Genomic DNA, 26146 nt, shown 5'->3' on the forward strand with positions numbered 1-26146 from the left:
GACAATTGCAACTTAGAACTTACCCAACAGGTTGATGAAAACACCTCTGCTGGTATAGCTCTGGTCGGTCAGATCGTCGGAGAAGTCAGAGACGCTGTATCCGACCCCAACCTTCACGTTATTACCCACGTGGCGATAAACCGCAGCAAGACCGCCCCAACGCGCATCGCCGGCAAGATCGTTGCTCAAATAATGCCCTTCCACTACCAGATCCCACTGCTTTATCGGTCGCCAATCGAGTCGCACAACGCCGAGGTGGGTATTGCTAGTGACGAACGTGTCTGAAGTCCGATCAAGCGAAACCTGACCCTGCCGATAGCCATATTTGGCACCGATGGTCAGGCTATCGCTGAGATCGTAGTTGACATCGATCATCCCGATCTGGCTGCGCTGCTTGGGACTGCCCGTTTCCCCACCCCCAGTAATCTGCCCGACAGGACCCATGTCTTGGAAATAGCTGTAACGCGCCAGAACATTGAGCCGGTCATTAGCGACAGGCCGATAAGCAAACCCGATCGTCCCTTCGACATAATCGGCAGCGCGAACGCTTGGTCCGTCGCTGTCTGCAATCGCGAAGTTGAGCCGGCCGAGCGCGCGCCAATCCGGGTTGATCTGGATCGAAGCGGTGTTACGGAACAGCCAGACGGTTTGGTCACGGCCACCGCCACGCTCAAAACGGGCTTCGACGTTCGACCCGAACTGAACATCCTTCGTGGTATAGCCGAAGCCAAACGTGCCTGCGGTCCTGCGGAACACGCCGGTGGTGGCATCGTCGATCTGCCCGTTCTCGAACGACGCGCTGAACGACAGTTTTTCGTTGGGATCGAACTTCATGCCCAGACTGCGCATCGTGCTGGGCGCGGAACCGCCATAACCGATGCGGTTTTCGCCAAAAACGCTGAGCGACGAATTGAAACGGTGACGTGCTCCAACGGTCAATGTGCCGGAATTCGACCGGGTGAAGATATTCACCGGTTCCAGCCCGGCGGCGGACCGGTCGGCGAGCAGCGAATAGCCGATATAAGCTTCAGAACCCTGGCCATAGCGGCGATTAAGCTGGATGTCGGCACCAAGCCCGCCGTCGCCTTCGGATACCTCGGCTGTGAGCGACATGCGGTCGGTGATTTCGGCCTTGCCGCCGATACCGACACGGTTGTTGCGGTTGCGACCCGCGTCGCTTTCGAGCGTGGCCTGCCCGAACCCGTAGACCGACCAGTTGCGGCCCTCTGGGCTGTAGCCGAGCTGGACCGCGGCATCGGTCCGGGTGCCGGTCTCGGTGCTGTTATAGAGCAGCCCCGGAACCTGCTGGTCGCGGCGGAGTCCGAGCTTGAGGTCGATGTCGCCACCGAGGTCCTGCTCAAGATCGAAGCTGGCCGTGCGACGGGCACCTGCCGCGGCGGAGTCGAGCGTTTCGTATTTCGCGGAGACGCGGGTGCTGTCGCCGATCGGCAGCGAGAGGGACGCGCCCCAACGCACCGTGTCGCTCGGCGTGAGCTGCGAGCTGGCTGCAAATCCGGCGTCTCGGCTTTCGTAGAATGCCGACAGCGTACCGTGATCGCCAGTCTGCCCCTGCAGTTCCGCAAAGTTAACTGCGCCTTCGAGTTTCCAGGCGCGCGCCGTGCGGCCGGCAACCCCGGGTGAGGCAATGTCGGTGAACGACAAGCCGCCGTCGACGGAGTTGGCCTGGCCGAAGGCAGGGCCGTCGGTTTGCGCGATCTCGCCCTTGACATAAGTCCCGGCCGTCAGCCGCAGCATGGCGTCGGCACCGAGCAAGGTCTGGTCGGCAGTGTCGGTGGTCTCGCGCTGAGCCGAGACACCGACCCGAAACTTGTCGCCGATCCAAGCCGAACCGCGCCCACCGAGGGTGTAGCCATCGAGGCTGCCGACTGGGGGAGTATATTCGTAGCGGACCACCAGCACCGGCACGTTGCCGGTCGAACTGGATTCGCGAACCGTACCGCTGGTGGCAACAGTCGAAGCGAGTGGGCGTAACAAGGTCACACGACCCTGGAAGTAGTCGATGTCGTAGTCTTCCTGGGGCCGCAACTCGCGCGTCTCAATCACCAGCCCGGTGTCGCGGTCGCGGACTTCGACGCGCAAGCGCTCCGACCCTACGGTCAAATCCTGACGCTTGAGGAAGTAGAGCGAACCACCGGTCCCGCGAAACTCGTCACGGCCCGGCACAGTGCCTGGATCCGACGCAAATGCGGTGAACTGTATCTGGCGTTCACCGAAGCTGGTCGTGGATTCGCTCTTGTGATCGAATGCGACCCCGAACAGCCCGCGATCGAGTGGCGCGAGTTCAGCTTGGTTTAGATCGACCACATAATTGCCGACCATCAGGCTGGTGTCAGCGTGCTGCAGGCGAAGGTAAAACTGCCCCTGCGTCGGCGCGTCCTCGACCAGCGTGCTGTCGTCGCCGTAGGTGGTGTAATACTCGTTCGACCCCATCCGGCGCAAAAGCTGGCGCGGATCCTTGCGGTCGAGATTGCTGAACATGTCTTTGAGCAGCGACTCGCCGGTGTCGAGCGAGGCGGTCAGCCGCCAGCCATCGCCAAAGCTCCCCTTGGTGTAAAAGGCCGCGCGCGAGGTGAGTGAATTGCCGTCAGCGAGCGGATCGCCCGAGACTTCGACTGCCGGACCGCTCCCATCCATCGAACGGAAGGTAAGATCGCCTTGCCCGACGAAGAACCAGTCGCTTTTCGGCACTGCGACATCGCGCGAGGTGGCAAAGGTGGTCTGCCCATCGCGTTCGATGCTGACTCGGACATCCTTGCTGTCCCGATCGACCAGCTGCTGGGTGATGAACTTGCCGTCGGGATTGACCGGGACAAGCTGGCCGCTGACCCGGATCATGTCCTTTGAAGGATCGGCGAGCCCGCTCACGGTGATCGTCGCGGTCCGTTTCATCGGGATATTGCGGACCTGGGCCTCGTCGACCACACCAAAGGTCGGTCGCACGACGGGTGCACTGTCAATGTTGACCGGTTCGGGGACCAGCGTCAGTTCTTGCGCCTGCGATTCGTCGAAACGGCCACGATCATCATAAACCCGGAAGGTGTAGAACAAATCACGCGGTGCATCCGCGCCGGGTTGCCACTGCGCAAAGCCGTTTGCATCGATTGCGACGACTGCGAGTGGCGGCGAATCGGTGACCGCACCGCCGACAAAGATCCGGACTTCGCCCTTGGCGACATAGGATGGATAATTTGTGTAAGTCTGAAACTGGGCCGGACTGCCCGCCACCACAGTGCGCTCGCTGCCGATCAGTCCGATCGACATGACGGGCTCGGCGGCATGACCATCGGCACGCACTTCCAGCGCATGGTCGGGAGCTACGGGCTGCCCTTCGGGCGCAGTGCGGATTTCGAAACCCGATGTTGGCGCAACGCCCGTAGTAACGGTCCGTGGTGGCGGTGCAGCCGCATTCCAAGTGTCGCGCGCCGCTATTCCGGTGCTGCGCGCACCGCAAGACGATGTCACGGTCAGCTTGAGCCCGTCGCACGTCTCTAGCTGTAGCAAGCCAGCCGTGAAGCGTCCGTCCGCATCGAGCGGGACGATTTGACCCTCGATCGTCAAGATCGCAGAGGCATCGGCAACCTTGCCATAGGCAATGATTGGCTGCGATTGCACCAGGTCGATGCTGCGGTGGCTAGCGGAGTCAGTCACGCCGAACGCCGGCCGACTTGCGTTCGTCGCAGCAATTAGCGCACCCGGTTCAACGACCTTCAGGGCCTGCGGTCCGGTCTCGTCGAAATTGCCCTCGGCATCGTAAACACGGTAAACGTAGTGCATATCCGGGCTGGCGTAGGTTGTCGGAGTCCAGTTCGCGGCACCATTCGTGGCCATCGGCACCACTGCGTGTGGCGTTTGATCGGGCGAAACCGCTGCGTCGAAGATGCGGATTTCACCGCGGTCGAGCGCTGCCGGATAATTCGAATACCCGATGAAAGTGGCTTCTGCACCTCGCACCGCAGCCGTTTCATGTCCGACCAGTCCGACAGAAAGGATTGGGCTGTGACCAACTTCAAGTAGTTCGACCGTTATTTCATCGAGGCCGGCTGGCAAGGCCATTTTTGCTGGGGAAAAAATGGTCCGATTGCTCTCGGTGGCGGCGGGTTCGATCCCGAAGACTTGTGCATTCTGGACGGCCTTGGCATAGTCAGCGAAGTTCAGATCGGCCGCTTGCGCCGTACCAGGAATGAACCCGGCAGCGGCAATGACCGAAATGCCGGCAAGCAGCCGTGCGCGGCGAGGACGATGCGACATGGGCGTCACGTTCCGCTGGTTGGTTGGCTTTTTCATTTTGGTTACTCCCGGCCCGGCGCGCCGGTGGCACGACTTACATTGGCCTCAATGATGGGCTTGGCTTCCTTCCAATCGGAGCCAAACAGCACTTCGACGGCGGCTTTGGTTTCTGCCGCGCGACGCTCGGCGAGCGACCAATCCTCGCCGCTACCGACGTGGTAGTTGATCTGAATGATCAACCGCTTGGCTTCCTCGGGCCGCAGCGAAGCAAGGCGCTGGGCAAATTCGGGACGCAGGGTCGTTGAACCCGGGAGGAAGGCCCGAGTATCAAGGTCAAGTCCGAGGGTGGCAGCACGCTGTACCCCGAAGTTGAGCTCGCTGATCTTGCCTCGGGTGAGGCGGATCGACTGAGGGTTGTCAGAAGTCGGCCAGTAGCCTTGCGCGACCGTCCGCACGTCGAGCTTGAGCACGAAGTTTGAACCGATCTGCGCGTTGGGCACCGCCGCGCAAGCGATATGGTAGCGACCGAATTCATCTGTGGTGATGAGCTCGCCATTGACAGTCGCCAGACGCGCGCCCGGAATGCCAGGTTCGCCTTCGTCTTGGTAACCGTCGCCGTCACGGTCCTCGAAGACCTTGCCAATGATTTCCGAGCAATCGAACACTGCGCTTGGCACGATCGAAACCACAGCCTGGCCGCGGTTCGAGATTTCCGAACCGTCGTTGCCGTTTCGGGCCAAGCCATTGTTGACTCGGTCGCCAATGGTGACGCCCGCACCGACTACAACAGTCAGCTTGTAAGTCACCGTGCCATTGGCCGGAATAATCTGGCGGGTCCAGCGCAGTTCGCGGTCGTTGACCTGTGGTTCGGCCGCCGCGCCATTAATCGAGGCGGTACCGGTGACGTATTTGAAACCAGGCGGGAGAAGATCGATCACGTCAACACCTGCGCGCTGCGCGGCTTCGGCGTTGCGCACGGTGATCGTGTAGGGAACCAGATCGCCGACGCTCGCCGTGCGCTTGATACTGGACTTGGAAATTACCAGCGGACTGCGCGAGGTGAATGGATCGATCGGGATATGGTTGAAGATAACATCCGGATCGCCCTGTGCGAGCCGGAATGACTGATACCAGCGTACGGTCTCACCGTTCGCAGGCGCAGCGGAGCCGCTGCCAATCATTACCGGGGCCGAAAGCCCGGTGGGATCGAACGCACCGATTTCTGCCGGAAGGACTGTGGACGGAGCAGAATAACCGGTCGGCGCGGCGATCGAGATCGTGTATACGGTCTCGCCCGTTGGACACAGCGATGAAGCACCGGGGATGATGTCGAACCGGTAATTGCCCTGGGTGTCAGTTGCCTGGTTCTGCTGGCTTGGAGACAGGAAACAGGCAGCCGGCAGAGCCGAGCCATTCGCGCCAAGCAGCGTGACCACCACATTGCGGACCGGAGCGCGAGAGATAGAGTCGTAGACCACGCCCGAAGGGTCGAGCGGCAAATTCTGATCGATGACTACGGTATTATCGGCAAGCGTAACGCTCGAGATAACCCGGTAGACCACATTGTTGTCGGGATTGGTAAAGCGGATCGAATACCCAGGTCCGCTGAGTAAACCATCGATCCGATAATTGCCTTGGGCATCTGACCGGGCAGTCGCGACCACCACACCATCGCGGATGACCTCGATGATCCAGCCAACCCTCCGGGTTTCGCCGGAATCGAGCTGCTGGTTGCCGTTGCGGTCGTCGTAGACAGTGCCGGTTACCGAGCTAAGCGCCGGCTCGACCACTACGCTGACTGTCGACTGGGCGCAGTTGGTCGGGTTGAGCTTCTCGCAGATCTGGTAGCTGATCGTATAGGTGCCGGCTGGCACCGATGGAGAGACGCTGACGATCCCGGTGGCAGGATCGAGCGCCACGCCCGGATTGCTGGCGGGCGCAGTGACAGTGATAGTGACGTTGCCCGGAGTCGGAGCGACCCCGTTCAAGGCATCGTTGTCGAGGATGTTGCCTGCGTTGGCGTTGCCAATGCCGCTGCGCAGGTTGCCGTAATTGTCGTCGCTCGCGGTGATAGCGGGTGCAGTCACCACCACCGTCACGATTGCATCGGCGCAATTCGCCGGATTGTTGTTTTCGCAAATGCGGTAGTTGATGGTGTAAGTGCCAGCAGGTGTGCCAGCGGGGACATCGACCAAGCCGGTCGCCGGGTCGAGCACTGGGACAGGTGCACCGTTGACCGAGGTGGCGCCTGCGGTGATCGTTGTGGTGATCGAGGACACGACAACCGGTGCGCCGTTCAGCGTGTCGTTGGCGAAGGCATTGACGATATCGTTCGCACCGTTGGCGCCGTTGATTGCTGGCGGCGCATCGTTGCTCGCTGTGATCGCTGGGGCCGTGACAACGACGTTGACAATTGCGCTGGCGCAATTGGCCGGGTTCAGCGTTTCGCAGATCTGGTAGGCGATGCTGTAGGTTCCGGCGGGCACGCCCGGCGCAACACTGACATTGCCGGTAGCGACATCGAGCGTAACGCCCGGATTGCTTGCGGGTGCAGTCACACTGATCGTCACGTTGCCCGGGGTGGGCGCAACGCCGTTGAGGGCATCGTTGGTGAGGATGTTGGCGATGCCAGGCGCGCCGTTCGCACCGTTAACGGGTCCAGCGTTGTCGTCGGTCGCGGCGATTGGCGCGGCGGATACGATGATCGTCACGACGGCATCGGCGCAATTGCTCGGATTGTTGTTTTCACAGATCCGATAGCCGATCGAATAGGTGCCAGCTGGCGTACCAGCAGGGACATCGACGAGGCCGGTGACGGGATCAAGTACAGGTACCGGACCGCCATTAATCGAAGAGGCGGCACTGGTGACTGACGCTGTGATCGCGGTGGCGACAACCGGTGCGCCGTTGAGAGTATCGTTGGCAAAAGCGTTGACGACGTCGTTTCCACCATTGGTGCCGTTGACCGCTGGCGGCGCGTCGTTTGCGGCGACGATAGCGGGTGCGGCGACGACGATTGTCGCGGTCGCGGTGGCGCAATTGGCTGGATTTGCAGTTTCGCAAATCTGATAAGTGATCGTATAGGTGCCCGCCGGGACTCCCGCAGCTACGTTGATCGCGCCGGTGGCGATATCGAGCGAAACGCCAGGGTTGCTGGCGGGAGTGACCACCGATATCGTCACGTTCGCGGGCGTCGGAGCCGTTCCGTTGGCGCTGTCATTGTTCAGAACGTTGAGGACATTGACTGCCCCGTTTGCACCATTGATCGGTCCGGCATTGTCGGCATTGGCCGCCAGCACTGCCAAGAGCGCGTCATTATCGACCGCTTCATTGTTGGTCTTGACGGTCTCGAACGTGCCTGAGCTGACCGTCACCCGCGCGGTGTTCACCGCTACCTGAGCCAGCACTGCAGCTGGACAGGCAACGACAAGGATCGGGCCGGCCGTGGAGAGCAGGCGACCTAGTCGCCTGCGCACCCGTTCAGAGCCACTTTTGGGAGTCAGCTTACGCATGATTAGTTGACCTGGCAGGAGTAGGTGATCGTGACAGACTGACCATTACCCAGGGTTCCGAGCGTGATCCCGGCACCGGTGAGGTTGGCAATCGTGTAGCTACCAACCGGCGCACCCGGACCGGAGATCGTAACCGCGTTACCGGCGGGGCAGGTCAGACCAGCCCCCGGCGTGTCGGTCACGACAGCTCCGGTCGCAGAATCCGGACCGTTGTTTGTGACAGTAAGCGTGTAGGTCGTCGTGCTTCCCGAGAAGACGCTTGATGTCCCGTTGCTCTTGGTCATCACCAGATCGACCGAAGGGTTCACCGTGACCGTAGCGGTGTTGGTTGCACAGTTGGTCGGGTTGAGCTGTTCGCAGATCTGGTAGGTGATCGTGTAGGTGCCAGCTGGCGTTCCGGCCGGGACCGAGACCTGGCCGGTGGCCGGGTTGAGGGTCGGCACCGGAGCACCTGGGCTTGCCGGGGTGGCGGGCGTGGTCACCGTGAGGTTGACCTGGGCCAGCGTGACCGGGCTGCCGTTGAGGGTATCGCCATCGAGCACATCGAGGACGTTGGGCGAACCGGTGGCACCGTTGACGCCAGCGACCGTGTCCGGATCGGCGGCGATGGCGGCGGCGACGACGGTGACCGTGATGGTCGCGGTCTGGCAGTTGGTCGGGTTGAGCGCCTCGCAGATGGTGTAGTCGAAGCTGTAGGTGCCAGCAGGCGTGCCCGGTGCCACATCGACGTTACCGGTCGAGGTGTTGAAGGTCAGGCCGGCCGGGACCGAAGAGCCCGCAGCGACCGAGAGCACCGCGTTCGACGGCGAAGCCGCAACCCCGTTGATCGTGTCAGAGGCAAACGCGTTGACCACACCGGTCCCGCCAGCCAGGCCGTTGATGCCCGAAGCGCTGTCGTTGGTGGCGACGACTACTGCGAGAACGGTGTCAGTGTCGACCGCTTCGTTGTTTGCAGTATTGCTTTCAAAGGTATTGGTCGGAGCAGCGACTCGCGCGGTGTTAACGGCTGTCTGAGCAAAGGCCGCACCGGGAACCGAAATCGCGATGATCGTTCCTGCCGTCGAAAGCAGCTGGACTAGAGATTTCCGGAACTTGCCGGGGCGAAGCGTGACGATGTTGCTGTTCATGATTAATTCCCCTGACAAGTAAAGGTAAGCGTGGCCGTCTGGCCGCTGTTGAGTGTGCCAAGCGCGATGCCTTGGCCGGTAAGATTGGCGATGGTTTTGCCGCCTGTTGACGAAGCTCCAGCCGGCGAGCCGCTTGCGGCAATCGCAACCGGATTGGTCGGACGACAGGATGGCCCGCGGCCCACTGAGTCAGAGACGATGACGCCGCTCACAGCCTCAGGTCCGGTATTCGTGACCGAAATGATGAAACCACTGGCGGTCTGTTCCTTGACCACCGTAATGTCAGTTGACGGCTTGTGGCTTTCTTCAGGGATCGTCACGGTCACAGTGTCGAGCGCTGTTTGTGCGACCGAAATGCTGGGCGTTGTGGCAGCAAGCGCCACGCAAGCTGAACAGCTAATCCGAAGGATTAAATCGATTGCGCGAGCCGTGTTGCGCGGACGTTTGGCGGTGGTCATGTCAGTTCACCTGGCAAGAATATGTGAGGGTGGCCGATTGGCCGGTGTTGAGGGTTCCGAGGGCAATCCCGGCGCCGGTCAGATCGGTGATCGTGAAGCTGCCACCCGGCACACCACTCCCGGTAATCGTCACCGGGTTTGAGGCGGGGCAGGTCAAGCCGGCCCCGACCACGTCGGTGACCATGGCACCAGTAACCGGATCGGGCCCTGTGTTGGTCACGACGACAGAGTAAGTCACCGTGTTGCCTGAGGTGACAATGTTCACGCCATTCGACTTGGTCACCTGCAAATCCGCGGTTCCCTGAACCGTGACCGTGGCTGTGGCGCTATCATTGCTGTCGCCAGTGAAATAATCGATCGCGCTGGCCGAGTTCGGGATCGAAGTTCCGCCAGCGGTTCCAGCGTTAATCGTCTGCTGGAATGTGAACGTCTGCGTGCCGTTGAACGGTAGCGCCGCTGGGCAGGTGATTGTACCCGAGCTATAGGTGCAGGCCCCGGCTGGACCCGACGACGTGAAGCTGGTCGGTGCAGAAACGTTCGTTGTCGGTGCCGCATCGGTCACGATCAGCGGATTGGCAACGGTCGCGTCTGGACCAAACATGTCGCCTGGGCCGATGTTGGTTACAGCGACATTCCAAGTAATCACCGATCCAGCAGGCATGAATGTCGAGGAGCTGGTTTTGGTTACACGCAGATCATACGGTACGACGCTTGTGCCTGCCGAAGCAGAACGATTGGCCGTAACGCCGATGATATCGCCCGTGCCGCTCGTGGAAGAGCGATCCACGACTGACGCCTGGTTGGTGATGCTCGCGGCCGGGATCGCATTGTCGAACACTTGATCGTAGGTGATTGTCAGGGTTTCACCTGAATTCAGTCCCCGCGTACTCCCTGACGGAGCACCTGGCGCAGAGGGCGCGCTATAGGCGCGCGAGCAGACGGTGCTGGAAGGCATCGTGCCGCCAACAGCTACGCCGGTGCAAGTGACCGCGCCGCTTGCCAGATTGGGATCTGTAGACCCCGCTGTTGTCGAAACCGAGACAACTTGGAAAACTGAGCCACCGCCACTGGGAAGCGTGTCGGTGAGCGTCACCAGGTCGCCTTTGGTCATGGGGTCGGGACCCTCATTTCGAACGGTGATCGTCCAGCGAACTGATTGGCCGGCGTTTACCGATGGTGCGGAAGCCGCTTTGGTGACCGCCAGCGTGTAAACGCAGGGAACCCAATCGATCGTGATAAAGCCCGTGGGCCCAACGACGGCACCGCCCGCTGGTGATGGACCCGCAGCCCCGCTTACAGTCGTTGGCGCAGGAGCAGTAACTGTTGGTGAGGTGCCACGAACAAAGCTAGAGCCGCCGCCGCCACCTGCACCGGTTACGGTTGAATTGACGGTCGATGCACCGCCGCCGCCGCCGGTGTACCCACCGCCGCCGCCACCGCCGGTATCGGTCGTTGCATCAACACCGCCATTTCCGCCCGTGCCGGTACCGATTCCGCCACCAATGAAGCCGTTGCGAGCCGCGTTTCCTGAATGCACGCCCCCAGAGCCACCAACAGCGGGCTGACCACCGCCGCCGCCGCCAACAGTGGGAGTGGGTGTGGTACTGTCAAAGCCGACGGTCCCGGTCGTGCCGGAAGCCACCGCGCCAGGTGCAATGCCGGTAAAACCGCCGCCGCCGCCATTGGCCAAGGTGGTCGCACCATGCGAGGCACCGCCACCGCCGCCACCGCCAGCTTCAACCAGTTTCAATCCTGCAACTGAAATTGAAGAGCTGCCGCCACCGCCGCCGCCACGGTGAAGAGTACCCGTCGCAGTGCCTCCGCTGCCGCCGTTCGCCGTGCCGGTCCCGTTGTTCGGCGCGGTCAAAGAGACGTTGCCAACCCGACCGCCGCTTGCCACCGTTCCCGTGACGGCTTGGCCAGGCAATACCGCAAAGCGGGCATTAATTACTGCACCTGCGCCGCCCAGGCCTCCGTTGGTCGCTGCAACACCCGAAGATGCTCCCGCGCCGCCACGCGTGCTGGTTATTGCAGAGCAGGTTCCGTCTGGAACGGTCGTTGAAACCGCTCCAGCTGTCGTTTGCGAAAAACTCGCTGCGTTAGCCGCCGGATTGGCAAAGGCCGGCGTACTGGCCAGCGCGGTCGCCAAAGCGAGCACGGCAACACCACTGCGCTTCAGTGGCGAAGCACGCCAGGCGTTATTGCGTTCAGTGGATTGCATGGAAGGCATTTGATGGACCCGTTGCTGTTTTCAACGAGGTCCACATGCCAGCAAGATGGTAAACAAACACTTTTGCAAACGTAAAACGTTGTAAGGAATTTCGACATTTGCGGTCGTGCAACGCGCCACCAGCGACTCGCCTGAATCCGAAAGCCACGGATTTCCGACTCGGAACTAGCTCGGAGAGCTTTGGCTCCGATAAAGTGGCAGCTATGTAAAATTCAGTAATTTGTGCTGAAATCCTGCTCCCTGCTGTCACGAGGAAACCATGGAAGGCTAGTTGTTCGCAAACTTACCGCGTGGCGGAGGGCAAATTGAGCTTCAACGACGAATGGACAGTTTTCATGTCCCGCCAACAAGCCGACATTGGCCCTTCACCTTGCCCGCCATATCACTCTCCGGCACTAAGACCGATCTGCAGCTTTCCAAGCGACGGTGAAAGTGCGTGGAATTACAAGCCCTTTCCCAAAAGTCCTGTAAATTGTTGTAAATTTTCCTTTGGAATGAGGCCCAAGTCAACATTCTTGCGTAAGAGACCAAAATGAAGCTTGGATTTGAATGTGGAAACTTGAATGCGGATCGCGATTGCAGACGATGACAAGGAGGCGCTGGACTACGCGATGGGCGTGCTTGAGCGAGCCGGGCACACCTGCATGTGCTTCGCCAGAGGTCACGGGGTTGTCGCTGCGTTGAAGAACGAAACCTTCGATCTGCTGCTGCTCGATTGGAATATGCCGGGGTTTTCAGCACTCGACGTAATCGCCTGGGCCAGACAAAACCTCCGCCAAGTCCCGCGGATCATTGTGCTCACCTCTCGAAATGACGAGCAGGACATAGTTCACGCGCTCGATGCGGGTGCCGACGATTTTATCTCAAAACCAGGGAGTGAGGAAGTGATCCGTGCCCGGGTCGCCGCAGCCCTGCGAAGGGGCCAGGACGATCAGCGCGGATCAAGGCTGGAACAACATAGCCGCTACTCGTTTGACCGGCTGGATCAGACCGTGGGCTTTGATGACAAGGTAGTGCGCTTGACGGCAAAGGAGTTTGAACTTGCGCTGCTGTTCTTCGAGAACTTGCAGCGCCCCTTGTCGCGCGGATACATCCTTGAAAAAATCTGGAACAATGCGGTCGATCTCTCGACGCGAACGCTCGACATGCATGTTTCCAAGGTACGCACCAAGCTCGACTTGCGGCCGGAAAACGGCCATCGTCTCCAAACGATCTTTGGATACGGTTATAGGTTGGATACCTACGCGAACGAATGACCAAGCGACTTAGCCTCGCACTCCTGCTGTTGGCCGTACCTTTGGTGTCGGTTACTCCACTGTGGGCGCAGGAACTGTCTCGCGACAAAGACGAAATCATCTACACAATCCGCGAAGGCGATACCTTGATCGGTCTTGGCCAACGGTATTTTGTCTCTCCTACCGCCTATCTGCAGGTCGAGCGGGCCAACGGACTGACAGATTCCAATCGTCTGAGGGTCGGCGCGAAGATCGTCATCCCGACAAGCGTGCTCAAATTTTCGCGATTGTCAGCTACGGTCATATCGTTGCGTGGGTCCGCCCATGTGACGCGAGCTGGGCGTTCAATGCCATTGGAACTGGGCGGGCGGGTTACCGAGGGCGATGTCGTCGAAACCGGAGTTGACGGCTATCTGACACTGCAGCTGGACGGGGGTTCGCGAATTGCCTTGCCCTCGAACGCGCGGGTTCGAGTGATCAGGTTGCGCACTTATCTTCTGACACGAGGCACCGATACCGATTTCGCGATCGAGCGAGGGCGGACCGAAACTACGGTTGTACCGCTGCGCGACAATCGCAGTCGGTTCAGAATGCGAACACCGGTTGCCATCTCGGCCGTCCGCGGCACGGTTTTCAGGATCGGCTATGACGGCCCCGATGCATCGCTGACCGAAGTCGTCGAAGGCAATGTGGTGGTCAACGTCGATGGCCGAACAGCTAGCACTGCGCTGCCCGGCGGGTTCGGTGCAGCCGCAAGTTCCAGCGGACGGGTCAACAAGGAAGAACTTTTGCCGCCGCCTGCCTTTGCCCGACCTGGGGAAGTTCAGTCGCGCAGCACGGTCGGGTTTGCTCTGATTCCGTCTCAAGGCGCGGTTGGATACCATATCGAAATTGCCAAGGATTCAGCTTTCGTTGAAATCGTGAAAGGAGCACGCTCGCCTACACCAACAGTAGACCTGGGCTCCCTGCCCGACGGCGCGTACTGGGTCCGGGCCATGGCAATCGCGCCGAGCGGGCTCGAAGGGTTGCCTCAGAAGCAGCAATTTACGCGAAAACTTCAGGCCTTGCGCTCAAGTCCCTCTAATGGGGTCGACGGATCGGTCCGGTTCCAGTGGGACTTTGGCGACGGCGCACTCGTTCGTTTTCAATTGTTCGATGGCAGCGGGTCTCAAGTTCCATTGATTGACGAGCCGAGCCTATCGGTGAATGAGCTTTCGGTGAGCGGACTTGCACGCGGGATTTATACGTGGCGCATCGGCCAGGTGCGCGACGAACAAGGGCGTTACATTGAGGTCTGGACTCCGCTTGAGCCACTCGTCGTTGACAAGTGAGAAGGCACCATGGCGGAATCGGCTGGTTTTGGAATGGATCACCGTTTTACTGCTGGGCTTGGCAGTCACCGTCTTCGCAGCTCAGTCACGTGCAGGCCAAGAAGTAAGTGCTTGGCTGTTCGACCGCGCGGCGATTTTGTTTGCGCCAGAGCCCGATGCTCGAATTCTCATTGTTCAGATCGATGAGGCCAGTCTGGCGGAATTCGGCCGCTGGCCGTGGCCGCGATCGGTGCATGCACGCTTGATCGATCGACTGACCGAAGGCAACGTCGCCCAGATTGGTTACGACGTGCTGTTCGTCGAACCGTCTACGCCAGAAGACGATGCTGAGTTAGCAGATGCGCTGGGCCGCTCAAAAAAAGTCGTCCTGCCGACATATATAACGACTTCCGAGATGAATGGCGGCCCTCTTGACGTCCAGCTGCCACTCCCAAATTTGCGAAATGCCGCGCAAAAGGCAGGGCATGTCAACGTCGTGTTCGATGCGGATGGTCAGGTCCGGCACGCCGATCTCAGCATCGAGGACGGCGCACAAGCCCATCCGCACATGATGAAAGTGGTCGCCGAGAATGCCGGCGTCGCTGTGCCCGACTTTGGGCAAAAGATGATTATCCCGTTCAATCCGGCCGGCTCGTTCTCGGCTGTGTCCGCTGTGAGCATCGTTCGAGGTGAAGTGCCACAAGGCCTGCTCAAAGGCCGAATTGTGCTGGTTGGTGCAACCGCCCAAGGCAATGGCGACATTCTGTCAGTTCCTGGCCCCGCGGGAAGTGTGATGTCAGGCGTTGAAGTGCAGGCAAACATGCTGAGCGCGATGCTACAAGGCGTGTGGCTGCGCGACGCCGCGCCAATGACCGCCATTTTGTTCGCGTCATTCACACTGTTGCTGCTGATGGCAGCCTATTGGTGGCTTCCGCCAGATCGGGCATTGCTGCTCTCGGCGCTTGCGGCGCTGCTTGGGTCAGCGGTATCCGTTGGCGCGCTGGCTTGGCTGAAAATCTGGCTAACGCCGGCCCCGCTGCTCGCCGGGTTGATGCTCGCCTATCCTATGTGGAGTTGGCGCAGACTGAGCGCGCTTGACCGGTTCGTTCAAAAGCAAGTGGTGACGCTAGGCGATGATCTCGATGCGGCAAGGTCGGATAGCCGTGGCCGATTTGGACTCGATACGATTGCGACTGCCAGCGCGAGACTTCGTGACCTCATCGGAGAACTCGGCGAGCGGCGGCGCTTCGTTCAGGATGTGATCGAGAGCGCCCCCGATGCAATGTGCGTCGTGGACAGCGAAGGCAGAGTGGTTCTGGCGAACAGTCGTGCAAAAGGTATCTTCGGGCCGGAAGTCGAGGGCCGAAGTGTCGAAGGTTGCATGGTTGAGGTCGCGAAAGGTAGGCACGTAGAGGCAGACGAGATCGAACTGACCGATGGCCGGACGATGCTTGTTCGCGAAGTTAGCCTGGGTTCATCTGCTGCTGGTCAAAGCACGGTCTTGAGAATGGCCGATATAAGCGAGCGCCGCGCAAACGAACGCGAGCGCAACGAGTTTCTTGAGTTTCTTTCGCACGACATGCGCGCGCCGCTTGCGCGCATCCTGGGCGTTCTCGAAATTGCGCGCAAGAATCCGGCGAAAGACATGCCGTTCGATCGGATTGCCGATCACGCCAAGACATCACTCAAGCTCGCAGACGATTTCGTGCAGCTTGCCAGACTTTCGGCGCTTACGCCGGAGCAGTCATTGATCGACCTTCGTGCCATCACCGATGAAGCTGTCGATCGGGTCTATGATGTCTCGAAAAGCAAACAGGTCCGCGTTTCGGTCGAAGGTCTGGATGAGCCTCCGCTAATTGCGGGGGACTCGTCCCTGCTGATGCGGGCGATCGCCAATCTGCTGGACAACGCGATCAGGTACAGCCCGAAGTCTGGAGTGGTCCGTTGTTCGATCCGGCTGAAAGAGCGGTCGGAAGCCGCCACCTGCGACTATCTAGAATGCACGGTAGCCGATCATGGTCCAGGCATCCCGCCCGAGCGGTTGGCGGCGCTCTTCCAGCGGTTCGGACCGAACGATCCATCCAAAGAGTTGAGTGCCGGACTTGGCTTGGCCTTCGTCAAGCGAGCGGTCGATCTGATGGGGGGGGCGATCACCTTAGAATCGGCAACCGGCGGGACGACTTTTGTGATCGCATTTCCTGTGGTGGTCGGTCCTGAATCAATCGACCCGGCGTAACGACTTCATCGCTGCGGCTGCAAGGATATGCAGATCGTTTGAGCTAGGCTCGCTACATCCTACAACTTCGGCAACTCCGCGATAAATAAGCTTGGCTTGTTCGAGTTCGACGATGGAAATTGTCAGCCGGGTGATGCGATTGACACACAGTGCTAGCGGCCGGGATCTGCCTCGTCCTTCCGCGGTTCCCGAACCAGCAGGACCTTGTCCGGCACTGAATGCGACATCGGTACCACGACGCGCGATGCTTACTTCAAGGGCAAGATTCGCGCTTGAATCGATACGGTAACCCTGAACCGTCAATAGCTGGCGAACTGCATCGGTTGCACCGCGCGACAAGGGTGTCGTCACGCCGTCGTAAATCAGTCGGAACGGTCGCTGCGGTGACACATTACCAGTCGATGAAGTGACAGGCGCAGGAATGATTGCACAGCCCGCGACGCAGCAAGCGAAAGCTGCAAGGATTGCAAATCTGGAGGCGGTAGCGAGGCCCATAATTTATCGTCTTTTTTGTGGCTTCCTAAGGTTAGCGGAAATCCTAGATTCTCGCAATCGGTACGGCCGGCGAGCCAGCGCCGCCCAATTGCGTCAATTAAGCTCAAGGCTCGGACCGATGATCTCAGGTGACTGTCGTCTCGAGGCTCCGACTGCTTTGTGATCTGGATCCGGAGGAATACAATTTTTTACGACTTGTTCGTTATAAGAACCCGAATTTGACAAGTGTTCCAAGCGATTAACTACGAACATTAGCGCAATTCACCATGGCCTCGTGCGAAAAACGACGCTGAAAGGTGAAAGCCGTCATGCACGTAACGACCCCTCCTGATCCTACCCGGTGGCGCACCGGAACGCACCTAATGCTGGTGCGGACCGCGACCTGTGTCGTCGCAGGAATCGTGGGTTCGAGCATCTTTTCGGCGGTTGCAAATGGCGAACTCGATGTCAACGTAATGGTCCGGCAGTCGTTAGCTGTTGTCATGCTCCTCACGGTTTCTGTCTGGCTTGCGCGACGCGAAGACGAGCAAAACGGTGATCGTGCTTCGCGCCTTCTCGCATTCATCAGCTTTGATGCCTTGACCGGAATTCTCAATCGTTCGTTCTTCGTAGATCGAATTCGAGCTGAGGATAAAGATGGTGCACTATTGATCGTCGACGCGGATCGCTTCAAATCCATCAATGACAGCTTCGGACATTATTCCGGCGACATTGCTCTGGTCCAAATCGCCAATGCAATTGATGTCTCTACCCCACAACCGGGGTTTGTTGGTCGCCTGGGCGGCGAAGAGTTCGGCGTTTTCATCCCCGGAGCCGATTTACGCCAGGCCCGTCATATCGCCGAGGATGTCCGCAAGGCGGTCGAGGCTCTCGACTTCTCCGTTGCCGACACGTCAGTCCCGCTCAGCGTAAGCATCGGTGTGAGCCTACACAGTGCAACCAACCCTGTTCGCGTAGCATTTACTCATGCGGATGAGAACCTTTATGCAGCTAAGCGCGGCGGGCGAAACCGTGTGGCGACTGCGCCTAGCCCAGTACACGATTTGCAAAGGCAGATCGGCATCGCAGTTTGATGGCGCCGTTTCTGTAAACAATCGTATCTATTTGTAAATTATTGCAAAACCTTGCTTTGTGAATCATTGGTTCATGTAGACTCTCCCAAAACCGTGAATTCGAGATTGGGAGATCCGTGATGGCAAGTCGACTGCTTCTGAAATTTTTTATGATCGGCACCTCGATGTGCGCTGTCATTTCACCAGCTCTGGCCCAAAGTGGCGGATCTGGCGCGATCGACGGTGTTTTGAGCAGTGCGCGCGGCGTTGTCGCTCCAAAGCCGCCTAGCACCGGCCTATTCAGTTCAATCTTTGGATGCTCCGCGTCAGGATCCAAGCAAGAGATTGGTGCTGCTGTTGGTGGCGTAACCGGTGGGTTACTAGGCAATCGTGTAGCTGGTGGCGGCAATCGCAAAATTGGCACGGTCGTTGGCGCTGCCGTTGGAGCGGCGGCAGGATCGGCATTGGGCTGCAAGTTACAGCGCAATGATCAGGCCAAGGCTGAAGCTGCCTTGGCGCGATCGGCCGAAACTGGCCAGGCGCAAAGTTGGTCCAATCAGTCAACCGGTTCATCGGGATCGACGCGCGTGTTGACAGATCAGTCCAAAGGAGTGACTGGACTATCCTTGGCACCGGGCGTTGAACCGATCGCCGACTACCAACGCATTGACGGGTATTATACTGCTGCAAGCCGAGTGAACGTGCGCAGTTCGCCAGGACTCGCGGGAGCAATCCTAGGCCAGTTGACCCCAAACGAGCGATTGTGGGTCCCCGCAGCTACTGGATCCGGTGATTGGCTTCTCGTCACAAAAAACGGTGTGGGCCAAGGTTACGTCTCATCAGCCTTCCTTACGCCTGAGATATCGACGACTACGGACTGCAAGATAGTCCGGCAAACAATCACAGTCGGTGGGCAAAGCGAGACACAGGATTTACGTGCCTGTCGCAACCCATCGGGAGGCTGGACATTCAATCCCGTCACTGGCTGAGGCATCGGAGTGAACTAGTCATTTTACAACAAATTACTGATTATAAAAGGTTTGCTAGGCTGAGTCGCCTATCCAAGCCATGCGAGCAATCTCCCTTCCTCGCGAAAGTCCCTTGAGGGCCGTGCTTAAAATCCCCGGAGCGCGGCCCTCAACACTTCTTTTCCCGATGGCATTCGGGCAAATGCAACACGCCAACAGCGGACACTGTCGCATTGCGGCCAAAATTCCGACCCATGCCTGTCAATCGAGAAACTGGTTAGCGACCTCGATGGTCAGTTCGCATCGTAATGTCGTTGATCGATAGTGCCAGGTGCTTCCCTCCGCTCTGCGGGAGCCGAGTTCATTGAGGCCGCGCCTGATAGGCAGACACGTGGCACCGCAGCCCGCACTGATCGTGTTGCCGAAGACAAGGCCAGCATCACGTCCGTCAGGATCAGAACCGGGGAATCACCCTCGATCCTGCGTGTTGCTGCACTGCCGTGCGTAACCACCAAGATCCGATGGGAGTGCTGCTCCGGGCGGATGCCCGCAATTTCTCGGTGAATCGGACCGCTATCAGCGATGAGTTTCAATGCCACGGCCGCCTTCAACCCCGGGTGCGCCCCAAGCGGACCGGAAAGTCAAAGTCTTTGTAATTACGCAAGCATTTCAATACTGAATTCGCTTCGGGCAGTTGGTGACGGTTCGATTTGTCAATCGTAAAATTGCGTAAAATCACCTGATCGGTCGTTCACATTTTAGCAGTTTTGCTGTTTTCAGTCGGACAAGGCGCAAGTGCAGAGGGTTAGAAACCTTGATGGCGATCGAGATCCACCAACTTCGGTTTGCTGTCGCTACTGCGGATGCAAAGAGCTTCTCGCGAGCTGCCGCGGCGCTCAACGTGAAACAGATAACCTTGAGCCGGAAAGTGCAACAGCTTGAGGATCGTCTGGGCGTCAAGCTGTTCGAACGCTCAACGCGCGGCGCAGAGATTACCGAGAACGGTCGCCCTTTCATTGAGCAGGCCCGTCGCATCATCACCGATGTCGACAATTTGCGAACGACTGCCCGCAATGTCAGCTACGGCCTGCAAGGTCGGATCGCGGTCGGTTATTGCTCACCCCTGATGGCCGGAAAACTCAGACTAGCGATTTCTGACTATTTGACGAAATTCGAGGACGTCCAGTTTGATGGAATCGAAGCGGGTCTGGAAAAGCTTTTTCACGGCCTCCATTCACACACTATCGATGTCGCGGTTGCGCCGATCGGGCATCGCGAGGCTGGTATTTCCTCGCGCCGAATATGGTCCGAGCGCCTCTTCGCCGCTGTGCCCGAAGATCATGCTTTGGCACAGAAGGACCAGATCTACTGGCAGGATCTGCGCCGTGAGGTCTTCGTTGTCCCTGCGGGAGGACTAGGTCCGATCTTTGGCAACGTCATCGCCGCCCGACTGACCGAGCAAGGAAAACTACCCAGCGTCATCCTCCAGGACACCAGTCTCGAGAGTGTTTTGAGTATGGTCGCGGCGAAGCGTTACATCTCGATCGCCACCGAAGCGTCTCAAGGCATCACCTGGACCGATCTGCGTTTCATTGAAATCCACGATCCGACAGGTCCGGCCCGCCTAGAATATGCGCTCTACTGGCGCGAGGACAACGGTAACCCCGCGCTCCAACGCTTCTTCAAGTTGATCGAAGAGCGTTACCCAGGCTGAACCACGCGACGCGTTTTCGCGTAGCTTCGGTCCGTCGCGATAAACCGCTCGATCATCGCCGGAATTAGCCGCTCCGGCGTCGGCGCACCCTTGGTATCGCCGCCGTTCAATACAGTGGCATATGCCAGCAGTTCGCGGTGCAACCGTGCCGACACCTCGACCGTCAGCCGCACCGGCTTCTCGTCGGCGAGATCGGCCAACTTCAGCCGTGTCATTGCCCACCTCCCAAAATCAGGTCACGGGTAACCAACACCCGCACCGGAAATCCAGGGCGGATCGTCAGCGTCGGGCGGACATTCAATTCCCGGCTGACGATCTGCTCGCCTGCGCGATTGATACTGTCCTGCGTCCCGCGCCGGACAGCAAGGGCCAGATCGCTATCATTGCCAGACCCCAGTTCCGACCCAACACCCAAAAGCGTCGAGACAAGTGCGGCCTTCAAAACGCCGCCCCAATGGTAATTGGTGCCATCTTGCAACCCAGCAAACCCGCGCGGGTCGGACGCGGGCTGACGTTCGAGCACGATTGAGCGGCCATCGGGGAGGATCAGCCGGTTCCAGGCGAGCAGGATCCGGCTCTGCCCGAACGCGACATCGGCGTCATAGTCGCCGATCAGCCGTGAGCCTTGCGGGATGAGCAGGATGCGCCCGGTCGGGCTGTCATAGACGTTTTGGGTGACCTGCGCGGTTACCAGCCCCGGCAGATCAGAGCGGATGCCGGTTATGAGTGCCGCCGGTATGACCGATCCCGCTTGCAGGATTGAAGGAGAGGCCAGTCCGGTCAGTCGCTCGCCCGACACTGTGCGCCGGTCGCTGGCGCGTTCAAGGAAGGCTTGCTTGCGGGCAGCATCGGACTGCGGCCCTGCCGCAGGCGTTGCAGCCGGAGCTTCGGCTGGTGGCGGCAGGCCGACAAGGCCAGCACTGCCACTTCCCGGCGATCCGCCGGAGAAGAACAGGCGGCTACCGCGCGCGGCTTCACGTTCCTGTTCGGCGCGCTGTCGGGTGGCATCAGCGGCAGCGACTGCGGGATCGATCGGAGCCGCAGACGGCCGAGCTCCAATTGGCGGTAGGGCAGCCACGTCCCCGCGACGCTGGGCATCGAGGATCGGCTTGCCAAGGTCGCCGGGAAGCGGCGGCCCGAGCTTGGGCATCTGGCCGTAATCCTTGGGCGCGCCCGCAAGATTGTCGGCCACAGCCACGCCATCGGTGTTGTAGAGTTCATCAGCACCTTTCCTGCCAGCAGGCTGAAGCGCGTAGATCAGCGCGCCGCCGACCAGCGCAAATCCGCAGGCCGAGGCGATCCCGATGGCTTTCCGCGACAGACGCATCACGCGCGGCGGATCGCCGCGCAGCTTGACCGCGCTGTCGGGATCAACGGGCGGCGTTTTCGTGCGATCGTCCTCATCCTCGCCGGTCATGCCCGCCCCCGCCGGTTAGAGACAATCCGCACCGTCTGCTGGCCCTTGCGTCCGCCAAGCCGCAGCTCGGCGCGGGCGAACAGCCGGTCGACGATCATGTAGCGGCCAGCGACGCGGTAGTTGACCAGTTCAGCCTCGCCCTTGGCACCAATCACGAACAGCGGCGGCAGTTCGCCCTGCGCGATGCTCTCGGGGAACTCGATGAACACGCGGACCCCGTCATCGAACGCCCGCAGCGGCCGCCAGTCGGGGCGATCACCGTCGATCGCGTAACGGAAGTTGAGCGTCGAGAGGTCGATGCCCGCTGCAACGGGTGCAGCTCCGATCGCTTCGATCCGGGCCTGGCGCAGCGCGATCAGCTCGTCCTGCGGATAGGTCCAGGAAACCGACGCCATGTAGACCGACGGATTGGCGCGCAGCTCCAGATGATAGGTGCGCCGGTCGGTGTTGATCACCAGATTAGTCGCGATGTCGGGACGGACGGGCTTCACCAGAATGTGGACCCGCGACGCAGGCCCGCTGCCGCTGACCGTATCACCGATCATCCAGCGCACTGTGTCACCGGATGCGACCGGTCCCGAGCCAACCAACTGCTCGCCTTCCTGCAGCGCGATGTCGGTCACCTGGCCGGGCTTGGCATAGACCTGATAAAGCGCGCCTTCGGTGTAAGGGAAGACCTGGATCGCGTTGATAAACCCGGTGCGCTCGGGCTGCACCCGCGCCGCCTCCATTGCCGCTCCCAGCCTGTCCTGGAGAGTGGGGCGACTCTGGGACGGGCGGGAGCGGCCCGCAGCGTGGGGAGGGGTGCGCTGCGGAAACTGTTTGAGTTGGCCGGGAAGAGGCAGCGGTACGGGAATCGCCACGACTATCGGTTCGGTATTGAGCGCCTGCGATACCTCGTTGGGGACCGCAGGCGCAGCAGGCTGGTCCTTGGCCTGCGTGGGGGAGGCAAGTGCGGTGCTCGCTGCGAGCAAGGCAATGGCGATGCGGCTATTGGCCGCTGCAAGAGTGCTGATCATGATCCGAGTTCCTTCGACCAGTTGATGGCGTTGACGAAGATGCCGAGCGGGTTCTTGCGCAGGGCATCGGGAGTGCGTGGGGTCTGGACGACGATGGTCAGGATCGCGGTCCAGCGGCTCGTTTCGGCAAGGCTGCCGTCGCGGTAGCGGCGTTCGACCCAGGCGACGCGGAAGCTCGTCGGCGAGGCGCGGATGACGCTGGTTACGTCCACACCAACTTGCTCCCTGCCGATCAGGGCAAACGGATCGTTGGTCCGGGCATAGTCGTTGAGCGCTAGCGCGCCCTGGTCGGTCGCGAAGTCATAGGCGCGCAGCCAGTTCTGTCGCACGATGATCGGATCGTCGGGGACGGCGCGGACCTGCTCGATGAACCGGGCGAGATGGAACGCGACCTGCGGGTCCGAGGGCATGTAACCGACATCGGCGGGTGCGACCGCTAGCGCCTCACCAAGCTTGTCGACCTGCACCACCCAAGGGATGATCGATCCGCGCGCGCCCTGCCAGATGATCCCGGCAGTGAGGCAGGTGGAGAGGCCAAGGGCACCGAAGAAGGCAAGCCGCCAGCCGCGCGCCTGGACGCGGGCCGAGCCGATCCGGTCATCCCAGACCTGTGCGGCGCGCTGGTAGGGCGTTTCGGGCTCAGGGGTTTTGCCGTAGCGGATCGAGGGGCGTCGGAACATGGCGATCAGTCCTTTTCGGAAGTGTCGATGGAAGCCCCACCGCCGTGGCTGTCGCCAGACTTCAGCGTGTGGGCGGCGATGGTCGCGCCGTGCGCGATGGTCTGCCGGTCCTTCATCGCCTTTGCCCAGGCGGGTTGGCCTGCGTCGGCTGTGGGTGGCGGTGGGGGCGGTGTGTTTGGTCCGGGGGTAATCGTGCCGCCGGTGTTGGTGATCGCGGCGCGGCTGCCCTCACGGAACGACTGCTTCATTCCGTCGCCGGCCTTACGCAGCGGCGAGGTTGCTGCACCGACTGCGGATTCGCCGACCGCAGCCATGCCGGAGCCGACTGCAGCTGCGCCCGACTTGCCCGCCGAACCCAGCGCATAGGTCATGGTCGCACCGCCTGCGGCGCGCGAGGTGCCGTGCGCGACGTTGGATGCAGCACTGGCGACCGCGCCGCCTGCCATCCGCGCACCGGCAAGTGCGCCAGCAGCAGCGCCGCCGGCAAGCAGCGCGGTCCCGGCGGCCGCGCCTGCGCCTAGCTGCGGACCGCCCGAGACGATCCCATTGGCGATGCCGGGGCCGAAGATACCGAGGCCGAGCAGCGACAGGCTGGCGAGCATGATCGAAAGCGCGTCCTCGATCGTCGGCTCTGCGCCGATCGCACTGGTGAACTCGGTGAAGATAGTCGAGCCGATGCCGACGATTACCGCGAGGACCAGCACTTTGATGCCGCTCGACACGACGTTGCCCAGCACGCGCTCGGCCATGAACGCGGTCTTGCCGAACAGGCCGAACGGGATCAGCACGAAGCCGCAGAGCGTGGTCAGCTTGAATTCGATCAGCGTGATGAACAGCTGGATCGACAGGATGAAGAAGGCGATGATGACGATCGCCCAGGCCAGCAGCAGAATGATGATCTGCAGGAAATTTTCGAAGAAGCTGACGAACCCCATCAAGTCGGAGATCGCCGTAATCAGCGGCTGCGCCGCATCCATGCCGACCTGCGCGACCCGGCCCGGTTGCAGCAGTTCGGCAGCAGTGAAGCCGGTGCCGCTGGCCTTGAGGCCAAGTCCGGCGAAGCTCTCGAACACGATCCGCGCGAGGTTGTTCCAGTTGCCGATGATGTAGGCGAACACGCCGACGAACAGGGTCTTTTTGACGAGGCGAGCGATGATGTCTTCGTTCTCGCCCCATGACCAGAACAGTGCGGCCAGCGTTACGTCGATCACGATCAGGGTGGTTGCGATGAACGCGACCTCGCCCGACAGGAGGCCGAACCCACTGTCGATGTAACGCGAGAAGATGTCGAGGAAGCGGTCGACGACGCCGGTGCCACCCATGTCAGAGGCCCTTTGCTGGTTGGGGTTCGGATAACGGAGCCGGAGCTTCGCTCTTGTCGACGGCGGCATCGCCGGCAGGTTCGCTGGCGTCACTCTCGACCCCAAGGAACCGCCGCCGCTTCTCGGCCCAGGCCGCGCGGCAGTCGGGCGAGGACAGCGCGAGTTCGCCCATAGCCGCACAAGCACGAAGCTGTGCGGGCAGTCGATCGCCGTCGGGTTCGAACACCGTGATCACTTCCGGCAGCGGTTCCGGGCGCTCTTCGCGCAGCTGGAGCACGGACATGGTCAGCGCGATGGCGACGAACGCCCCGGCTCCGATCCGCGCGAAGAGCTTGGTGTCCACCGCCTCAGTTCCGGAACATCTGGGCGGTGGTGGGAACGTAACCGCGACCCGGCGCGAGAAAGCGCCGCAGTTGCTCGCGGGCCTGCGCCTTCGCCGCCGCCGCATTGGCGGCGTCGAGCGACTGCGCGCGGCCGAGGCTGGCAACGGTCGCGGTCAGGTCGGCGAGCTGCTGGGATTGAAGCGCCAGCAGCTGGTTTCCGGCTTGTGCCGCTTGCAATGCGCCGGTTGCGGACTGGCTCGCGGTGACCAGGCTTTGCACTGCAGTGCGTGCACCTTCGATGTTGCTGACTGCACCGGCCTGAACCTTGAGCGCATCCTCGAACGCTGCGACGCTTCCGCGCCAACGTTCTTCAGCACCCTGGACCATCGCGCGCTGGCTGCCGGTGAGATCGATGTCCTTGTACTGGCGGCCGAACTCGCGTTCGACTTGCTGGACATCATAAGCAATGCCCTGAGCACGGGCGAGCAATTGCTGGGTTTGCTGGATTTGCTGCTGCAGCGGTGCAAGCATGGTCAGCGGCAGGCTTTGCAGATTGCGCGCCTCGTTGATTAGCGAGGTCGCCTGGTTCTGCAGCTGGCGGATCTGATTGTTGATCTGCTCCAGCGTGCGCGCCGCCGTCAGGATGTTCTGAGAGTAGTTCGAGGGATCGTAAACGATCCCGCCGAACTGCGCATAAGCGGGCGCAGGAACCAGCGCGGTGACAGTGATCGACAGCACGGCAGCACCGGCTGCGAGCATCTGGCGGAACCCCAGAGACTTCTTGAGACTCGACTTCATGG

General features: G+C 60.6%; 19 protein-coding genes. 6 read left to right on the forward strand and 13 right to left on the reverse strand.

What is annotated here, in order from left to right; genetic code table 11:
- Positions 1-12 precede the first annotated feature (12 nt).
- Genes SX1_RS02980 through SX1_RS25005 form a run of 5 tightly spaced genes read right to left on the reverse strand, consistent with a single transcriptional unit; the run spans position 13 to position 11566 of the window.
- Positions 13-4305, reverse strand: coding sequence for a TonB-dependent receptor (locus SX1_RS02980; protein ID WP_157410083.1), 4293 nt, complete (start codon positions 4303-4305; stop codon positions 13-15).
- A 5-nt stretch (positions 4306-4310) separates the two neighbouring features.
- Entirely contained in the window at positions 4311-7760 is a 3450-nt protein-coding gene (locus SX1_RS02985; protein WP_081609916.1) for a DUF11 domain-containing protein, read from the reverse strand.
- 2 nt (positions 7761-7762) lie between these two features.
- The gene (locus tag SX1_RS02990; protein WP_026149444.1) at positions 7763-8887 is read right to left on the reverse strand and encodes a DUF11 domain-containing protein; all 1125 of its coding nucleotides are present in this window, start codon (positions 8885-8887) and stop codon (positions 7763-7765) included.
- Between the two features lie 2 nt (positions 8888-8889).
- Positions 8890-9345 (reverse strand): DUF11 domain-containing protein, encoded by a 456-nt coding sequence (locus SX1_RS02995; RefSeq protein WP_026149445.1) that lies wholly within the window; start codon positions 9343-9345, stop codon positions 8890-8892.
- 1 nt (position 9346) lies between these two features.
- Positions 9347-11566: a DUF11 domain-containing protein gene (locus SX1_RS25005; RefSeq protein ID WP_157410085.1), complete on the reverse strand. Its 2220-nt coding sequence runs from the start codon at positions 11564-11566 to the stop codon at positions 9347-9349.
- Positions 11567-12138: 572 nt separating this feature from the next.
- Here SX1_RS25005 and SX1_RS03005 point away from each other — a divergent pair.
- From SX1_RS03005 to SX1_RS03015, 3 genes are read left to right on the forward strand one after another with little or no spacing between them, the layout of a single operon-like run.
- On the forward strand, positions 12139-12831 hold the full coding sequence (locus SX1_RS03005) for a response regulator transcription factor (protein WP_019051851.1): 693 nt from the start codon (positions 12139-12141) through the stop codon (positions 12829-12831).
- Positions 12828-14141 carry a FecR family protein gene (locus SX1_RS03010; protein ID WP_019051852.1) on the forward strand — a complete coding sequence of 438 codons (1314 nt, stop codon included), beginning with the start codon at positions 12828-12830 and terminating at the stop codon, positions 14139-14141. The genes SX1_RS03005 and SX1_RS03010 overlap by 4 nt, the downstream gene beginning before the upstream one ends.
- Before the next feature lie 28 nt (positions 14142-14169).
- A complete protein-coding gene (locus SX1_RS03015; RefSeq protein WP_019051853.1) occupies positions 14170-16356 on the forward strand; it encodes a CHASE2 domain-containing protein in 2187 nt (728 codons plus the stop codon).
- On the opposite strand, the gene SX1_RS24140 is transcribed toward SX1_RS03015, so the two are convergent.
- Positions 16339-16851 (reverse strand): hypothetical protein, encoded by a 513-nt coding sequence (locus SX1_RS24140; RefSeq protein WP_167539630.1) that lies wholly within the window; start codon positions 16849-16851, stop codon positions 16339-16341. The two genes, SX1_RS03015 and SX1_RS24140, sit on opposite strands and share 18 nt — an antisense overlap.
- Before the next feature lie 362 nt (positions 16852-17213).
- Between SX1_RS24140 and SX1_RS23470 the strand changes: the two genes are divergently transcribed.
- The 3 genes from SX1_RS23470 (at position 17214) to SX1_RS03025 (ending at position 20585) form a co-directional block, all read left to right on the forward strand.
- The gene (locus SX1_RS23470) at positions 17214-17924 is read left to right on the forward strand and encodes a GGDEF domain-containing protein (protein ID WP_019051854.1); all 711 of its coding nucleotides are present in this window, start codon (positions 17214-17216) and stop codon (positions 17922-17924) included.
- 164 nt (positions 17925-18088) lie between these two features.
- Positions 18089-18892: an SH3 domain-containing protein gene (locus tag SX1_RS24145; protein ID WP_255209693.1), complete on the forward strand. Its 804-nt coding sequence runs from the start codon at positions 18089-18091 to the stop codon at positions 18890-18892.
- A 796-nt stretch (positions 18893-19688) separates the two neighbouring features.
- A complete protein-coding gene (locus tag SX1_RS03025) occupies positions 19689-20585 on the forward strand; it encodes a LysR family transcriptional regulator (RefSeq protein ID WP_026149447.1) in 897 nt (298 codons plus the stop codon).
- Here the strand turns inward: SX1_RS03025 and SX1_RS03030 are convergent.
- Genes SX1_RS03030 through trbJ form a run of 7 tightly spaced genes read right to left on the reverse strand, consistent with a single transcriptional unit; the run spans position 20573 to position 26144 of the window.
- Entirely contained in the window at positions 20573-20800 is a 228-nt protein-coding gene (locus SX1_RS03030) for a DUF2274 domain-containing protein (protein ID WP_019051856.1), read from the reverse strand. The two genes, SX1_RS03025 and SX1_RS03030, sit on opposite strands and share 13 nt — an antisense overlap.
- Positions 20797-22002: a TraB/TrbI/VirB10 family type IV secretion system protein gene (locus SX1_RS03035; RefSeq protein ID WP_019051857.1), complete on the reverse strand. Its 1206-nt coding sequence runs from the start codon at positions 22000-22002 to the stop codon at positions 20797-20799. The genes SX1_RS03030 and SX1_RS03035 overlap by 4 nt, the downstream gene beginning before the upstream one ends.
- On the reverse strand, positions 21999-23021 hold the full coding sequence (gene trbG / locus SX1_RS03040) for a P-type conjugative transfer protein TrbG (protein ID WP_019051858.1): 1023 nt from the start codon (positions 23019-23021) through the stop codon (positions 21999-22001). The genes SX1_RS03035 and trbG overlap by 4 nt, the downstream gene beginning before the upstream one ends.
- Positions 23018-23701 carry a conjugal transfer protein TrbF gene (gene trbF, locus SX1_RS03045; protein ID WP_019051859.1) on the reverse strand — a complete coding sequence of 228 codons (684 nt, stop codon included), beginning with the start codon at positions 23699-23701 and terminating at the stop codon, positions 23018-23020. The genes trbG and trbF overlap by 4 nt, the downstream gene beginning before the upstream one ends.
- A 5-nt stretch (positions 23702-23706) precedes the next feature.
- Complete coding sequence (gene trbL, locus SX1_RS03050) at positions 23707-25023, reverse strand: P-type conjugative transfer protein TrbL (RefSeq protein WP_019051860.1); 1317 nt, start codon at positions 25021-25023, stop codon at positions 23707-23709.
- 1 nt (position 25024) lies between these two features.
- Positions 25025-25366: a putative entry exclusion protein TrbK-alt gene (gene trbK-alt / locus SX1_RS03055; protein WP_019051861.1), complete on the reverse strand. Its 342-nt coding sequence runs from the start codon at positions 25364-25366 to the stop codon at positions 25025-25027.
- A gap of 4 nt (positions 25367-25370) precedes the next feature.
- Positions 25371-26144 (reverse strand): P-type conjugative transfer protein TrbJ, encoded by a 774-nt coding sequence (gene trbJ, locus SX1_RS03060; RefSeq protein WP_019051862.1) that lies wholly within the window; start codon positions 26142-26144, stop codon positions 25371-25373.
- Positions 26145-26146: the final 2 nt, after the last annotated feature.

The sequence above is a fragment of the Sphingobium xenophagum NBRC 107872 genome, from assembly GCF_000367345.1.
GTDB classification, from domain to species: domain Bacteria; phylum Pseudomonadota; class Alphaproteobacteria; order Sphingomonadales; family Sphingomonadaceae; genus Sphingobium; species Sphingobium xenophagum.

Excerpts from the sequence above, each read along its gene's own strand:
- SX1_RS02995 (WP_026149445.1), bottom strand. The coding sequence starts at position 9,345 with ATGACCACCGCCAAACGTCCGCGCAACACGGCTCGCGCAATCGATTTA.
- SX1_RS25005 (WP_157410085.1), bottom strand. The coding sequence starts at position 11,566 with ATGCAATCCACTGAACGCAATAACGCCTGGCGTGCTTCGCCACTGAAG.
- SX1_RS23470 (WP_019051854.1), top strand. The coding sequence starts at position 17,214 with ATGCTGGTGCGGACCGCGACCTGTGTCGTCGCAGGAATCGTGGGTTCG.
- SX1_RS24140 (WP_167539630.1), bottom strand. The coding sequence starts at position 16,851 with ATGGGCCTCGCTACCGCCTCCAGATTTGCAATCCTTGCAGCTTTCGCT.
- SX1_RS24145 (WP_255209693.1), top strand. The coding sequence starts at position 18,089 with ATGTGCGCTGTCATTTCACCAGCTCTGGCCCAAAGTGGCGGATCTGGC.
- SX1_RS03010 (WP_019051852.1), top strand. The coding sequence starts at position 12,828 with ATGACCAAGCGACTTAGCCTCGCACTCCTGCTGTTGGCCGTACCTTTG.
- SX1_RS02990 (WP_026149444.1), bottom strand. The coding sequence starts at position 8,887 with ATGAACAGCAACATCGTCACGCTTCGCCCCGGCAAGTTCCGGAAATCT.
- trbF (WP_019051859.1), bottom strand. The coding sequence starts at position 23,701 with ATGTTCCGACGCCCCTCGATCCGCTACGGCAAAACCCCTGAGCCCGAA.
- SX1_RS03030 (WP_019051856.1), bottom strand. The coding sequence starts at position 20,800 with ATGACACGGCTGAAGTTGGCCGATCTCGCCGACGAGAAGCCGGTGCGG.
- SX1_RS02980 (WP_157410083.1), bottom strand. The coding sequence starts at position 4,305 with ATGAAAAAGCCAACCAACCAGCGGAACGTGACGCCCATGTCGCATCGT.
- SX1_RS03005 (WP_019051851.1), top strand. The coding sequence starts at position 12,139 with ATGCGGATCGCGATTGCAGACGATGACAAGGAGGCGCTGGACTACGCG.
- trbL (WP_019051860.1), bottom strand. The coding sequence starts at position 25,023 with ATGGGTGGCACCGGCGTCGTCGACCGCTTCCTCGACATCTTCTCGCGT.
- trbJ (WP_019051862.1), bottom strand. The coding sequence starts at position 26,144 with ATGAAGTCGAGTCTCAAGAAGTCTCTGGGGTTCCGCCAGATGCTCGCA.
- trbG (WP_019051858.1), bottom strand. The coding sequence starts at position 23,021 with ATGATCAGCACTCTTGCAGCGGCCAATAGCCGCATCGCCATTGCCTTG.
- SX1_RS02985 (WP_081609916.1), bottom strand. The coding sequence starts at position 7,760 with ATGCGTAAGCTGACTCCCAAAAGTGGCTCTGAACGGGTGCGCAGGCGA.
- SX1_RS03035 (WP_019051857.1), bottom strand. The coding sequence starts at position 22,002 with ATGACCGGCGAGGATGAGGACGATCGCACGAAAACGCCGCCCGTTGAT.
- SX1_RS03025 (WP_026149447.1), top strand. The coding sequence starts at position 19,689 with ATGGCGATCGAGATCCACCAACTTCGGTTTGCTGTCGCTACTGCGGAT.